13 protein-coding genes and 1 tRNA gene are annotated in these 12,976 nt (G+C 71.1%); 3 read left to right on the top strand and 11 right to left on the bottom strand.

Annotated elements, in window-relative coordinates; translation table 11 throughout:
- Positions 1-184: 184 nt before the first annotated feature.
- Positions 185-257, top strand: a tRNA-Arg gene (locus tag C6Y14_RS09940).
- A gap of 100 nt (positions 258-357) precedes the next feature.
- Here the strand turns inward: C6Y14_RS09940 and C6Y14_RS09935 are convergent.
- From C6Y14_RS09935 to C6Y14_RS09920, 4 genes are read right to left on the bottom strand one after another with little or no spacing between them, the layout of a single operon-like run.
- Positions 358-3,528 carry an ATP-binding protein gene (locus tag C6Y14_RS09935; protein WP_107016170.1) on the bottom strand — a complete coding sequence of 1,057 codons (3,171 nt, stop codon included), beginning with the start codon at positions 3,526-3,528 and terminating at the stop codon, positions 358-360.
- Entirely contained in the window at positions 3,525-4,136 is a 612-nt protein-coding gene (locus C6Y14_RS09930; RefSeq protein ID WP_107016169.1) for a hypothetical protein, read from the bottom strand. The genes C6Y14_RS09935 and C6Y14_RS09930 overlap by 4 nt, the downstream gene beginning before the upstream one ends.
- 30 nt (positions 4,137-4,166) lie before the next feature.
- Positions 4,167-5,252: a hypothetical protein gene (locus C6Y14_RS09925; RefSeq protein WP_107016168.1), complete on the bottom strand. Its 1,086-nt coding sequence runs from the start codon at positions 5,250-5,252 to the stop codon at positions 4,167-4,169.
- An 8-nt stretch (positions 5,253-5,260) separates the two neighbouring features.
- The gene (locus C6Y14_RS09920; protein WP_107016167.1) at positions 5,261-5,764 is read right to left on the bottom strand and encodes a DUF4365 domain-containing protein; all 504 of its coding nucleotides are present in this window, start codon (positions 5,762-5,764) and stop codon (positions 5,261-5,263) included.
- 130 nt (positions 5,765-5,894) lie between these two features.
- On the opposite strand from C6Y14_RS09920, the gene C6Y14_RS09915 reads away from it, so the two are divergent.
- Together C6Y14_RS09915 and C6Y14_RS09910 are read left to right on the top strand one after the other, a co-directional pair.
- A complete protein-coding gene (locus C6Y14_RS09915) occupies positions 5,895-7,499 on the top strand; it encodes a serine/threonine-protein kinase (protein ID WP_107016166.1) in 1,605 nt (534 codons plus the stop codon).
- A 199-nt stretch (positions 7,500-7,698) separates the two neighbouring features.
- On the top strand, positions 7,699-7,965 hold the full coding sequence (locus C6Y14_RS09910) for a chaplin (RefSeq protein ID WP_107016165.1): 267 nt from the start codon (positions 7,699-7,701) through the stop codon (positions 7,963-7,965).
- 100 nt (positions 7,966-8,065) lie between these two features.
- On the opposite strand, the gene C6Y14_RS09905 is transcribed toward C6Y14_RS09910, so the two are convergent.
- The 7 genes from C6Y14_RS09905 to C6Y14_RS09875 form a co-directional block, all read right to left on the bottom strand.
- Positions 8,066-8,932: a tyrosinase family protein gene (locus C6Y14_RS09905; protein ID WP_107016164.1), complete on the bottom strand. Its 867-nt coding sequence runs from the start codon at positions 8,930-8,932 to the stop codon at positions 8,066-8,068.
- Positions 8,916-9,419: a tyrosinase family oxidase copper chaperone gene (locus C6Y14_RS09900; RefSeq protein ID WP_107016163.1), complete on the bottom strand. Its 504-nt coding sequence runs from the start codon at positions 9,417-9,419 to the stop codon at positions 8,916-8,918. The genes C6Y14_RS09905 and C6Y14_RS09900 overlap by 17 nt, the downstream gene beginning before the upstream one ends.
- A 41-nt stretch (positions 9,420-9,460) precedes the next feature.
- Entirely contained in the window at positions 9,461-9,967 is a 507-nt protein-coding gene (locus C6Y14_RS09895; protein ID WP_107016162.1) for a hypothetical protein, read from the bottom strand.
- Between the two features lie 199 nt (positions 9,968-10,166).
- Positions 10,167-10,664 (bottom strand): DUF5949 family protein, encoded by a 498-nt coding sequence (locus tag C6Y14_RS09890; protein ID WP_107016161.1) that lies wholly within the window; start codon positions 10,662-10,664, stop codon positions 10,167-10,169.
- Positions 10,665-10,936: 272 nt separating this feature from the next.
- Positions 10,937-11,233, bottom strand: a complete 297-nt coding sequence (locus tag C6Y14_RS09885) for a hypothetical protein (protein WP_107016160.1) — start codon at positions 11,231-11,233, stop codon at positions 10,937-10,939.
- 287 nt (positions 11,234-11,520) lie between these two features.
- Entirely contained in the window at positions 11,521-12,303 is a 783-nt protein-coding gene (locus C6Y14_RS09880) for a hypothetical protein (RefSeq protein WP_107016159.1), read from the bottom strand.
- Positions 12,304-12,543: 240 nt separating this feature from the next.
- Positions 12,544-12,783, bottom strand: a complete 240-nt coding sequence (locus tag C6Y14_RS09875; protein ID WP_107016158.1) for a chaplin — start codon at positions 12,781-12,783, stop codon at positions 12,544-12,546.
- Positions 12,784-12,976: the final 193 nt, after the last annotated feature.

Here is a 12,976-nt window from a genome sequence, read left to right as displayed (position 1 = left end):
AGGCGCCAAAAGCGATGCACGATTCGTACCTGCCTGCGATTATCAGGACCGCTTCACTGAACCTCCACATCGAGCCACGGAGGGGAAGCGCGAAGCGCAGGGACCCAGGAGCTCTATCCTTGTCCCCGGCAAGGTCACAGCCCCGCCCATACCCGGGCACCAGCACCACAGGCCACCACACCCGGCCCCCGTAGCTCAGTGGATAGAGCAGGCGCCTTCTAAGCGCTTGGCCGCAGGTTCGAGTCCTGCCGGGGGCGCACCGCCACGCACTGCGTTCTCGCAGGCCAGGTAGCCCATATCGAGCGACACGCCAGGATCCCGGCACGGGCCTGGACGCGCTCACCACCTCCCGACCGCTCAGGTACCCCGGCGGGCCCGCTCGACGATCTCGTCCTCCTTGAGCGGCACATCGTGGTGACTGAGACAGATCGGCACCTCGATCTTGCTGAATCCGGTCCCCTCGCCTGCGGCGTTGAACTGGCCGGCCCTGAGACCGGCGAGGTTGTCGAGGACCGCGTTCCGCGCCTGAGCCATGGTCCTGGCCGCCTCGATGTGGACGGGTTGGGTGAGCCGGCCGATGAACTGGTTCACGGTGTTGCCCAGCGCCTGGTTGTGGATCCCCTTGGGCAGCTGTGACGCGAGGACTATCCCGAGTCCGTACTTGCGTATCTGGCGGATGAGTTCGACCGTGCTGTCCGTACTCGGGTTCGACGCGCCGGAGGGCACGAAGTTCTGCGCCTCGTCCATCACCAGCAGCCCGCCCAGCGCCCGGTCGCCGACCGGGTGCGCCCTGAACCAGGAGAACAAGGTCGCCTGGAGGCGGCTGACGAACTGGGCCGGTCCGTCGCCGGACAGGCCGATGAAGCTGATCAACGAGACACGGGCGGCCTTTCCCGGTGACGGGATCAGGAGCATGCCGGGATCGGCGGGGGCTCCGGACTCCCCGAACAGCGGGTCGGTCTCCATCGCGGCTTCCAGCGTGTCCGCCATCTGGACCGCGAAGCGGCTGGTCCTGCTGTTCACGATGTCGGTCGGGGCCTCCGCGAGCAGCTCGACCAAGCCGGCCAGGGTCTTGCCGCCTTCGCGCGCGTACCGTTCGAGGGCACGTTTGAGGACCCCCAGCTGCTGGGTCGCGCGCGCACTGCTGCCGCGTACACCGGCGTGTGGCGCGAGTGAGGTCACGGTCGACCTGACCAGACGGGGGAAGTCGTCCTCGTCGTCGAGGACGGGACCGAAGTCGGGAAGCGGGTGGAAGGAGATCGGACGTCCCCGGTTCAGACCCGGTGTCCACACCACCACTTCGACCTCCGCGAAATAGCGCCGGGCCTCGCGCTCATGGCCGTCCGTCCAACCCTGCGGCGGGTGCGACCAGGGGTCGCCGAGCCGTGCGAGGTCGTCGTTCGGATCCAGCACGATCGCCGAGACGCCGCGCAGAGCGCACTGCTCCACAAGTCGCTTGATCAGGACCGTCTTGCCCGATCCCGCCGCGCCCACCACCGCGGTGTGCATCCGGAGCCGTTCCATGGGTACCGCGAACGAACGGCCGCCCCGGACCGTGGTCCCGACGACGATCTCGGTACGGGCGGGCTCGGTTTGGGCGTGCCCGGGTTGGGCGGGTTCGGTACGGGCGGGCTCGGCATCCTCCGGTACGGCCGCCGCGTCCCCCGCCACCCCGGCGCCGACTTCCGTGGTCGCGACGCCGACGATGCCGAGATGCTGCCGTAAGTCTCCCAGCACCGGCGCGAAGACCTCGATGCGGGAAGCGGGGCGCTCCTGTCGCAGCCATTCGTCCAGGCCTGGCATACGGTCGTCGAGCATGGCCCGGAGGGCGGCCAGGGTGCGGAGGTCGGCGGCGCCGATCGGGAACGACACCCCGCCCCGCGCCTCGAAGTCGTCCTTGATGTCCTTGGTCCTGGGGCCGGTCGGGTACGGCATGTTCCGCAGCAGGACCAGCCGGCGGCTCGCCAGGTCGGCCGTCAGGCCGGCCTCCACGGCCGCGTTACGGATCCGGTTCTGGGCGGCGATGGCGTTGTTCGCGGCGATCGCCCGGAAGGACCAGTGGAATTCGTTCTCGCTGGCCTCGTCCACGACATAGCGCAACCGGGCGTGCAGCGCCGCCTTGCGGCCGAAGTCGGTCTCGATGGAGAACCGCGTCTCGTCGGCACCCAGCTCTCTGACCAGACTCCGCAGCCCCGCGCGCAGCAGAGCGGGCATCAACTCGTCCTCGGCCGTGGGGTCGAGCGGCCCGAGGTCGTCCGCCTCGGCACGGAGCTTGCCGAAGGACTCCGTCAGGGTGCTCAGATTGAGGGCCCTCGCCGGTGCGGGCGGTGCGACTGCCGTGGGCTCCGCGTCCGCCAGGGAGATCAGTTCGGTCACCGTGCCGGTCTGCAGACACGCCTCGATGTGCTTCTGGACCCGGACGAGCAGCCGCCGTGCGGTGTAACGGTGCGGGGCTTCGGCCAGCGCCGCCGGGGTGACCGGCCAGGTGGGGCGCGGCGGGGTGAACCCCGCCGACTCGTAGTAGGGCCGGAAGCGGCTGCTGACGATGGCGGCGGCGGTGGCCTCGTCGGGAATCGCACCGAGCGTCGGCAGCACCTCGAACCGGTCCAGGGCGGACCGGACCGCCTCCCGGGAGATCTGCTCCCAGGTGTCCTCGTGGCACGCCACGACCATCAGGGTCCGGCGGGCTTCCTCCCGCAGTTCCATCAGGCCGGTGGCGATCTCGCTGCTCAGCCGCTTCGCGGCCCGGCCCTCGCCGGAAGCGGGCGACGTCAGCGACGACGTCTGCGCGGTGGACACCAGGGTGTCGAGCTGGTCGAAGGCGAACACCAGCGGTCCGACCAGGGCGAACAGACGCGTCAGATCGCGGAGTACGAGTTGGGCCGGTCGCCCGCCCGGCGCCATCCCCCAGGCGGCGCGCTTGTCCCCGTCGTCGTCGTTGAGCGCGAAGTAGGCCGTGCCGATCTCCACGGGATCGCCGGTGGAGGCGATGAGCGCCAGCGCGCGGGCCGTGTCCGCGGCCTCGTTGCCCACCTGTCGGTCGATGGTCCGGATCCCCCGGACGAACGCGTCGACATGGGCGCGCGTCAACTCGCTCCCGCCGGTGACGGCGGTATGGGTGTCCGTGTCGAGGCGAGCCCGGCGCGACAGCTCGTCGAGCAGGCGGGTCAGTTGTTCCCGGTCGCCCTCGTCCTTCCGGTAGAGACTGTCGACGAGACCGCCGGCGACGCTCTCCCAGAAGTTCCGGCCGGAGACGAGCCTGATGTAGAAGAAGGAGCCGCCGCGTTCCTGGATCTCGTGGCGGGTCCAGCCGAGCAGATGCGTCTTGCCCGAACCGGTCTCGCCACGCACCACGGTCGCGACCGGCGAGTGCGCGCGCTCGACGGCGTCGATCGCCCTCCCCAGCCGCCGGAACACCTCGGGATGCAGGCCGTCGACGTGGTAGGAGGTCACCGGTGTCCAGATCTCCTCCTGGGCCAGCGCGGTGCTGATGTACAGCTTCTCCAGGGCGGCGAGTTCCCCGTTCACGCCGGTCCGATCCGCAGCAGGTGGCGGGGTTCCCCGCCGATGTCGACGGCGGCCCTGCGGTCCTCGTCGCTGAGCGTGCGCCGATTGAGCTCACCCATCAGCTGTACGTCGTTCTGCGCGATCATCCGGTCGAGTTCGGCGTCGACGGCCCCTCGCGGCAGGTCCCCGAGCCATGGGCGCAGCGCCGACAGTCTGACCCAGCTGCCCGGTTTCCGGCGGACGGTGAGTTCCGTGTAGACCGCGCGGATCCAGCCCTCGACGTCGGGCTGGAAGAACTCGCCGAACTTGGTGCCGGAGCGGGCCAGGTACTGTCCGACGTTGTCCAGCACCGCGTAGAGCACCCCGGCCGGAAACTTCGCTCCGTCCGGGCGTCCGGCCACCAGAGCGGACTCGCACCAGGTCCGGCCGGCGGACGTGAGCTGGTGCGTGTTGACCGCACCGGCCTTCCTGGTCACGATCCGCTCGGCGTCCTGGTTCACTCGCCGTCGCACCGCCGCGGTGATCTCCAGGCCGGCGAGTTCGCGCAGTTCACGGTTGGTCACCGGCCGTGCGACCACCATCAGGGCGAACAGCGATGCATGATCCCGTACAGTCAACTCCGTCGGCACAGTACCCCTCCTCGATGAGCCGAGATCCGGTCAGATGTCGAACTCCCGCCTGGGCACCAGTTCCACCCGGCCGGTCACGCTGGACAACTCGCCCATGACGGTGATCACCCGCCGTTCCCGATGCGCGGCGATCGCACGGTCGTACGAGGCCTGGTCCGGGAGCCGCACCCAGACGGCCCGCCGGACCAGTTCGGTGTGCTCGGTGCTCAACTCACCGCGGACCTTGATCCGCCACCGGTCGTTGCCGGAGGAGTCGTCATGCAGCCCCTCGACCACGCCGGAGACCGTCGCGGCACCGGTGGCTTTGAGGTCGCGGAGCCGCAGGTACGCGGCGTGCAGAAGCGATCCCGAGGTCTCCGGGAACGCGACGACGTGTGACGGCACATCGAGTGGCCGCGAGCGCGCCCATCGGAAGCCGATCTCGAAGGGCTCGCTCCGGTCGTGGCCGGAGAGCTCACTGAGCGCCTTGCACAGATCCGCGGAGACACCGGCCGTGACGGTCTCGTCGAAGGCCGCGGGCGCGTCCGCCGCCACGGCTGCCTGGGCCACGCTCACCGCCTCAAGCATCTGGACCAGCACGGCCCGGCCGGTGACCTGCTCCCCGCTCGGGGTGCGGGCCGTCGCGTCCGCGGCCACCCGGATCTCGACGACGTAGCTCCCGGCGCGGGAGGGGCCGAGTTCGGCTGCGCGCAAGAGGTCGCCCACCACGCCCGGTTGCCGGCCAGGGAAGGCGAAGTGCGGCCCCTGCACGACGGTGCGCGCCACCGCCGTCAGGACGTTGCGGACACCCAGTACCGTCTGCGTGCCGAGGAGCAGCGAGGTGTAGCCGGGGTCGTGGCCGGTGGGAAACGTGCGGAAGGACTGCTTGTCCAGCTGCGGTCTGGCGATCTCCAGGGCGATGTCGCCCGCCGGCCGGTCCTCCAGCGCGCACAGACAGTGCAGGATCTCCCGTAATCGGCGGTCGCTGTCGCCCATCCCGTCGCGAGCGGGTACCAGCACCTCGTAGTCGCCCGGGTGTTGCCACACACTCGCTCCGCGCCAGCCCTGCGGATCCCGCTCCCAGCCCGTGTCCGCCAGATAGCTGGCGATGTCGTCGACCTTCAGCGGAATCGTCATCGCTTCCCCTACCAGTCGGACTGCGTCTCGGTGAGCCGGCGCAGTGAGGCGGCGGTGAGCACGTTCGCTGTCGGAACTCTGACCGGACGCCTTCGGTCTCGGTCGGGGTCCTTGATCGGCTCCTCGGCGCGGAGCGAGACGAAGTAGCCGAGGTGACGGAGCATCACGCCGTCGGTGCTCATGGCCGCGTACGCCTGGTTGTCGGCGGGGACGCAGATGACGAACAGGAACCGCGGCACGGTGAAGTCGGGACCGGCGAGCTTGTTGAACTGCCGTTCGTTGAGCCCGCGGAAGTTCAGGTGGCCGGACGACACGGACGGCTTCGACCATGTCTTGATCTGAGCCTCGACCGTGGGTGACATCGTCCGCCCGTAGCGGCCGGTGGCGCGGAACCCGAGATCGACGCCGTCCACGTCCAGATCGCCTTCCACGACGATCAGCCCTGCCGCGGAGGCCAGCACACGGACGTAGTCTTCGCCGAACTTGCCCTGATGCTGCTTCGCATCGAGCACGAAAGCCCCCCATGTCCCCCTACTGTGGCGCACAGTGGTCGGAATTTTAGGGGACGCACCAACGACTGTCAGGGCCCCAAGACGCATCTGGCTCGTTCTCCCGCTCCGGGACCCCATTAATCTGTCCGCCATGAACGCACCGGGGGACATGATCGACGGTCGGTTCGAGCTGCTCGCGCGGCTCGGCAGCGGGGGTATGGGCACGGTGTGGCGGGCGCGGGACAGCGTCCTGCACCGGGAGGTCGCCCTCAAAGCCGTACGGCATGACGCGGCGGCCTCCGAAGCCGTCCGCGAACGGGTGCTGCGGGAGGCGCGGGCGCTGGCCCGGGTCAGCCACCCGAACGTGGTGATGATCCACCACATCGTGGACGACGACCCGCACCCCTGGCTCGTGATGGAACTGGTCGAGGGCGTCTCGCTCCAGGAACGGCTCGCCGACGGCCCGTTGCGGCCCACGGAGGCCGCCCGGCTCGGCCGCCAGGTGCTCGGCGCCCTGCGCGCCGCCGACGCGGCCGGGGTCCAGCACCGGGACGTCAAACCCGCCAACATCCTGCTGCGCACCGACGGCTCCGCGGTCCTCACCGACTTCGGCATCGCCGCGCTCCAGGGCTCCACCGCCCTGACGGCGACCGGCGAACTCATCGGCTCACCCGAGTACATCGCCCCCGAGCGGATCCGCGGCAACGACGACGACCCGGCGTCCGACCTCTGGTCCCTGGGGCTCGTCCTGTACGTGTGCGTCGAGGGCGTCAGTCCGCTGCGCCGCGGGACGACCCTGGCCACCCTGGCCGCCGTGCTCGACGAGGCCGTGCCCCCGCCGGTGCGCTCCGGCCCGCTGGCCCCCGTACTCCAGATGCTGCTCGTACGGGATCCGGCGGCGCGTCCCGACGCGGCACGGCTGGACGCGATGCTGGCGCAGGTCGAGTCGGGTACGACACCGGACTGGGCGCTGCCGACGACGACCGCCCCGCTGCCGCCCGGCCCCACGACGACCCCGACGCACGTCCTGGGCGTCCCGTCCGCGCAGGCCGGCCCCGGCGGCCCCCCGCACTCCGGAGCCACCCCCGAAACACCGGCCGCACCGGCCGCAGCAGCCACACCAGCCGCACCGGGTGAAGAGCCGACGCGCGTCGGAGACGACGACCGCCCGTCCGCGCGCGGAGGGCGTGCGGCGCTCGTCGCCACCGTCGCCGTCGTCGTGGTCGCCCTCGCGACGGCCACGGCCGCGCTGGTGCTCACCCTGGGCGACCAGGGCGGCGACGACAAGAAGGACGGCGCCAAGAACGGCGGCAACCCCGCCGGCACCTCGTCCTCGTCGGACTCCACGCCCTCGCCGTCCTCGAAGCGGTCGTCGACGCCGACGCCGACTCCCGAGCCATCGGCCCCCGATTCCTCACCGGCCTCCGGAGGCCGGTGGATCGCGCAGCTGTTCTCCGAACCGGTCGGCTCCGGAACCGCCACCCGGGACCGGCGCCTGGCCGCCGTACGGAAGTCCGTCCCCGACGCCGTCTACCTCCGCAGCGACGACTACGCGTCCCTCCGCCCGGGCTACTGGGTCGTCTACGCGCCGGGCCCCTTCACCGACGGCCGCGACGCGCTGGCCTTCTGCGCGGAACACGGCAGGACCACGCCGACCGAGTGCGTCGGCCGGTACGCGAGCACGAACGCGGACGACTACAAGCTCCAGTGCCGCCCGCCGGCCGCCGACCCGACGGGTTACTGCACGCGCCCGTGAACGGCACCCGCCCGCGCACCGCGGCACGCGCGCGTGGACCCCACCCAACCGGTCAGCTCATATGACCTATGGACCGGTATGACACATCTTGGCGAATGATGTCACGTTGGCTGCCGTTACCCGCTGTGAGTCCTCGCGTTGAAGGTGCAGTGCGGTCGCGTTCATGCGTCCGCGCTCACCGATTCGAAGGAGAAACGTGATGTCTCGCATCGCGAAGGCAGCGGTTGTCGCTCTCGGCACGGGTGCCGTTGTGCTCAGTGGTGCCGGTCTGGCCATGGCGGACGCGGACGCCGCGGGCTCGGCCGTCGGCTCGCCCGGCGTGGCGTCGGGCAACGTCGTCCAGGTTCCGGTCCACATCCCGGTCAACCTCTGCGGCAACACCGTGAACGTCATCGCCCTGCTGAACCCGGCGTTCGGCAACCAGTGCGCCAACATCGACGACACCCACGAGGGTTACGGCCACTGAGTCGCCCCACCAACGAAGCGAAGGCCCCCGGCGGTACGAACCGCCGGGGGCCTCCTCGTACCCCACGCCCGCCGGGCGTCTCACCGCCCGCGCAAGCGCCTCACACGTACCGGTAGATCCGGCTGTGGTCCTCCAGCTGGTCCGGCGTCACGCCCCACGGCGGCATCTCCTCGTGCCGCGCGACGACCCGCCCGTACGCCCGCTCCCCGAGTTGCGGTGGCGACTCGGGCAGATACCGCGCACCCTGATGGCGCTTCTGCCAGCGCGTCCAGAGCAGGTCCACGAAGGAGTGGTGCAGCCAGAAGACGGGGTCGTTGACGGAGCCCCCGCCCAGCATGTGCCCGCCGACCCAGCGGTGGACGCGGTTGTGGTTGCGCCACGCGTCGTTGCCCCGCCCGGTCCCCCACCCCTCCAGCTTGTTGCGGAAACCGCGGCCGGAGGTGGAGTCCCAGGGGCTCGTGTCGTACACGGGATCGTCGAGGGCGCTCGCCAGCTCGCCCGCGGTGGGCAGGGACAGCGGATCGCGGGGCCTGCCGAAGTCGCGCGTGAGGTAGTCGCCGTCGGTCATCGACTCCTTGACGACCCACTTCTTGTGCCGGCGCGCGAACGGGCCGGTCGTCACCTGACGGTCGGACCGGCGTCCGTTGCCGCCGAGGAGGTCCTCCCCCCACAGCGAGGCGGCGGGGGTGCGGTCCTTCGTCCAGTCCCAGTACGGCACGGACACCCCGGAGTCCACCTTGCGCAGCGCCCGCTCCAGGTCCAGCAGGAACCGCCGGTGCCAGGGCAGGAAGGAGGGGGTCATATGGGCCGCACGCAGCCCGTCCTCACCGTCCGACACATAGTGGTCGATGTGCATACGGACGAATTCGTCGTACTCGCCGGTGCGTTTGATCTCCAGGAACGCGCCGACGAGCCTGCGCTTCTCCGAACCTGTCAGCGCGCTCACGTTCTTACGCGTGTACGCCATGCCCGTGTCCCTCCCCCGGCTCCGCGCCCGTGCCGGCCGCGCGCAGCCGCATGGTGCCGCCCAGCTCGTCCACGACGGCGCGGGCGGCGGCCAGCGGTGTCGGGTACGCCTGGTAGTGGTCGACCATCGTCAGATAGCCGCCGTCGGCCCGCCGCATGAGGTGCAGCGGGCGGTCGTCCACCGTGACCTGCCAGGCCCCGGCAGGAGCCGTCCGCGCGTTCCCGGCCGGACGTACGCCGCCCGCCGCCTCGGCCCTGCACCCGCGGATCCGGCATCCGCCGTACATCTCGTCGAATCCGGCGGCGAACCGCGCCTCGAAGTCGGCCAGTTCGCGGGACGGCCCACCGGCAGGGCCACCCGGCGCGTACGGCTCCCCGCGCGTCGGTCTCGACGCCGCGACGAACGGCGCCACGGCAGCCGCCACGGCCGCGGCGAGCACCCCTCTCAGGACGTCACGCCGCGTGCCGTTCCCCACTCTCATCCGCATTCCCCGCCCCCTTGGATACGTCCTGTCCTTGCTGTCGGTGCCTACAGGCCCGGTGCGAGGCCCAGGGTCGCGCCCGGCGCCGCCTGCAGGACCGGGGTCAGCACGGCCACCTGGGGCAGCTTCGCGGCCGGGAGGCCGAGCATGTCCGCACGCGGCGCGGTCAGCGGGGCGTCCAGCGAGGCGCCGGGCGTCAGGGCGCGCAGACCGGAGGTGGGCGTGCTGGCGGCGAGGTGGTCGAAGGTGTCCCCGAGCACACGCGGCAGCGGCGTACGCAGGTCGAGCGAGGGCAGGTCGCTGGTGACCGGCAGCTGTGGGAGGGCGCGTTCCGGCAGCAGCCGGCCCTCGACGTACCGCGGCCCGTCGGGGCTGCCCGGCGTGATCAGCGGCACGGTGCCGCTGATCCTGGGCATCTCCATGTTCAGGGAGTGCTCCACACCTTCCAGGGGCACGGCGACCGGAACCCCGTCGGCCGCGACGGCGGGCGTCGCGACGGCGGCCGCCACACAGGTGACGACGGCGGCAAGAGTTCCTCGGGTGGTCGACTTCATCTCAGGCACGGGCCTTTCGGGATTCGGGAGGGTGCGTCCGAAACGGGTAACGACCCGGCGCACGGGATCCGGTCAAAATTCCCCCGGTCGGTGCAATCTTCAGCTCGTCCATAAGTCCCACCGCGGCGCCGACGCGAGCCTCCCGAGGCCCGGGGGCCCCGGCGGCCCCGGGTCGCGCCGTCGGTTGCGGTGCGTGGGGTCAGGCGCGCAGGCTGCGCGCCGGGACGAGGGCGTGCGCCGCACTGTTCAGGGTCTCCGCGTCACCGGCGAAGGCGGCCAGGGCCTCCGGCTCGACGGGCTTGCCCGGCTCGGCCTCGGGCCACGGGCGGGTGGTGAACAGGAAGTAGGCGTAGCCGCGTTCGCCGACCGCGGCGAGCCACTCCGGCGGTACGGGGCACTGGGCGTTGAGTTGGGTCATGCTGACCACGGCCTGCCCCGACTCGACGAGGAGGCGGACCGGGAAGCTCGGCTGCCGGGTCGCGTCGACGACCTCGTCGCCGAGGGGCAGGCCGTTGGCCTTCAGCAACTGCTCGACGGCGGCGGCGGAGCCTTCGGGGCCGTTCGCGCCGTCGCCGAGGGAGTAGGCGAGGAGATAGGGCATGTCGCCGTCGGGCTGTTCACCGCTCCACGCCATGACGACGAGGGTGCCGAGGTCCGCGGCGGGGAAAGGGCGCGTTTCACTGGAGATTGAGGTCACCGCGGAACCGTATCGACGTGTCGGAATGCGTCCGCTCCCTTTCTCACCCGCCCGGGGGATTTCCTTGAAGGTCTCCACACGAACGAGGGACGGGTCGAACGGCCGGGAAGAGAGAAACAGCCCGGACGACACATAAAAGGAACAGCCGGAACGCGGCGAATGGGTGGGGCTGGGATGAGGTGAGGCGGGGTGGGGCTCATCCGACGCGAAGGGCCGGTCCGCGCTGATGCGCAACCGGCCCCGCGTCACCTACGGCCCCGTTCGGCCCCGCGTCACTTCTGGAGGGGCAGACCGCCCAGGAGACCCGTGGGCCCGCCCGCCGAGTTCAGGGCGTCCGTCGCGTCGCTGAGGGTGCTGAGCGCGGAGTCCTGGTTCTCCGTGTCGAGCGCCCTCGACTGCGACTGCAGGGGCATGGCGTCCACCGGCTCGGTGGTGAGCTGGGTGAGAGCCGAGTCGAGACCGCCGTTGAGGCTCGTGGGGGGCGTGAGGTCGGCGGCAAGGGCGGGCGCGGCCACACCGGCGATGACCATGGACCCGGCTACGACAGCGGCGGCCTTCAGGGACTTCATCGTGTTCCTTTCATCGGTGACTCGCGTCACCAGGGGGAATTCTCAGTGTTCAGGCACCGTGCATGCCTGCTCTCGCACTGCTTCCTGCCCAACGACCCCTCGTCCGGGCGGAAACCCCGAACACGGAAAAAGTCCTGGAACCCACCCGATTGAAGGCTGTGTTTCATCACCAAATGGGATCCCTCATATGAGAACCCTGAAAGATTGTGCAGACAGAGGGTGAAACAGCCGTCGGGCCGGCCCGGGTGACGGGCCGGCCCGACGGCCGGGGCGGTGGCTGCTTCGCCTCAGCCACCGCTCCCCGACTGTGCGGCCACGTTCGTGGGCGGCTTGGGCAGCCCCGGCAGGTTCGGGGCGGGCAGGGCGCCGCCCACCGCCACCGCGGCGACGAAGTTCACCAGGCCGCTCACGGTCTTCTTCGCGGCCGCGCCCAGAGCGGTGGCGTCACCGGCGACCGCCGCCTGGACCAGGGTGTCGACCGAGCTCTGCAGGGCCTTGAGCGCGTCGGCCCTGAGGTCGGGCGCGGCCACCCGGCCGGCCACGCCCGGCGCGGGCAGCGCGGGAGCACCGGGAAGCGCCGGCAGGATCGCCGGCGGAGCGGCCGGGATCTCGGGATCGGCCGGCGAGTTCACCTCCGGCTTTTTCGGCTCGGCCGGTGTTTGCGGAACAGTCGGCGCCTTCGGCTCGGCCGGTGTCTGCGGCACGGCCGGTGTCTTCGCCGGCGGGGTCTGCGGAGCGGCCGGGGCCGACGCGGTGGCCTTGGCGATGGCCTCCTTCACCGCGTCGCCGAGCTTCGTGGCGTCGGCGGCGGGCAGCTTCCCGCCGTCGGCCTTGAGCGCGGTCGTGAGCAGGTCGGTGACCGGCTTCAGCACTCCGGCGACGTCGCCCAGACTGGTGGCCTGTGCCAGCAGGGCGTCCGCCTCGGGCACCGGCGCCAGGACCGCCGCCGTGGCGCGGGCGTCGCGCGTCGCGTCGTGGTCGGCGGCCACGGCGACGGGTCCGGCGATCCCCAGCAGGAACGTGGCGCAGAGTGCGGAGGTCGCGATACGCCGCGCGGGCAGAGCACGCATGGAGGGTCCTTTCGATGGTGCGTCGGGTCCTGTGCCCACCGTGGAATCGGTGACCGCCGCCTGCAACCGATCGCCCGCGCACCGCGGCGGCCCGCACCCACCGCTCCGGCCGTTGTCCCTGATGAGCCGCCATGCCCGGCCCCGTCGAACGCACTTGCCGCCCCTCCCCCCATTCGGGGCAACGCGGATCGGCCGCCCTCCCCGGGGGGAGGGCGGCCGATCAGGGGCCGGGCTTCGACGTCAGTCGTTGGCGCACTCGTTGCCGAACGCCGGGTTCAGCAGCGCGATGACGTTCACGGTGTTGCCGCACAGGTTGATCGGCACGTGGACGGGGACCTGCACCAGGTTGCCCGACAGGACACCCGGGGAGTTGGCGGCGGCGCCGTGCGCGTCACTGTCGGCGGCGGCGATGCCGGCGGTGCCCGCCATGGCGGCGGCGGCAACGGAGGTAAAGACCAGGCCCTTCGCGATACGCGACATGGAGAGGTGCTCCTTGGGATTGAAACAACAACCGGGCGGGATGCCCGGCTCTGGAATCAACGCGTGGCACCGGCGCGGGTTGTGCCTCCAAAAGAGTGACGCTCCGAGCCGTTACCAGAAGCGAGCCAGGGGGTTATTCCGAGGCATGCACACGATTCCGACACACTTGGCAGGTTTCACCGATAAATACGGA

The sequence above is a fragment of the Streptomyces dioscori genome, from assembly GCF_003024195.1.
Classification (GTDB): Bacteria; Actinomycetota; Actinomycetes; order Streptomycetales; family Streptomycetaceae; genus Streptomyces; species Streptomyces dioscori.
Note: the sequence above shows the minus strand (reverse complement) of the source record. Positions and strands in the feature narration are given on the sequence as shown.

Excerpts from the sequence above, each read along its gene's own strand:
- C6Y14_RS09915 (WP_107016166.1), top strand. The coding sequence starts at position 5,895 with ATGAACGCACCGGGGGACATGATCGACGGTCGGTTCGAGCTGCTCGCG.
- C6Y14_RS09885 (WP_107016160.1), bottom strand. The coding sequence starts at position 11,233 with ATGAAGTCCCTGAAGGCCGCCGCTGTCGTAGCCGGGTCCATGGTCATC.
- C6Y14_RS09900 (WP_107016163.1), bottom strand. The coding sequence starts at position 9,419 with ATGCGGATGAGAGTGGGGAACGGCACGCGGCGTGACGTCCTGAGAGGG.
- C6Y14_RS09905 (WP_107016164.1), bottom strand. The coding sequence starts at position 8,932 with ATGGCGTACACGCGTAAGAACGTGAGCGCGCTGACAGGTTCGGAGAAG.
- C6Y14_RS09880 (WP_107016159.1), bottom strand. The coding sequence starts at position 12,303 with ATGCGTGCTCTGCCCGCGCGGCGTATCGCGACCTCCGCACTCTGCGCC.
- C6Y14_RS09895 (WP_107016162.1), bottom strand. The coding sequence starts at position 9,967 with ATGAAGTCGACCACCCGAGGAACTCTTGCCGCCGTCGTCACCTGTGTG.
- C6Y14_RS09925 (WP_107016168.1), bottom strand. The coding sequence starts at position 5,252 with ATGACGATTCCGCTGAAGGTCGACGACATCGCCAGCTATCTGGCGGAC.
- C6Y14_RS09875 (WP_107016158.1), bottom strand. The coding sequence starts at position 12,783 with ATGTCGCGTATCGCGAAGGGCCTGGTCTTTACCTCCGTTGCCGCCGCC.
- C6Y14_RS09910 (WP_107016165.1), top strand. The coding sequence starts at position 7,699 with ATGTCTCGCATCGCGAAGGCAGCGGTTGTCGCTCTCGGCACGGGTGCC.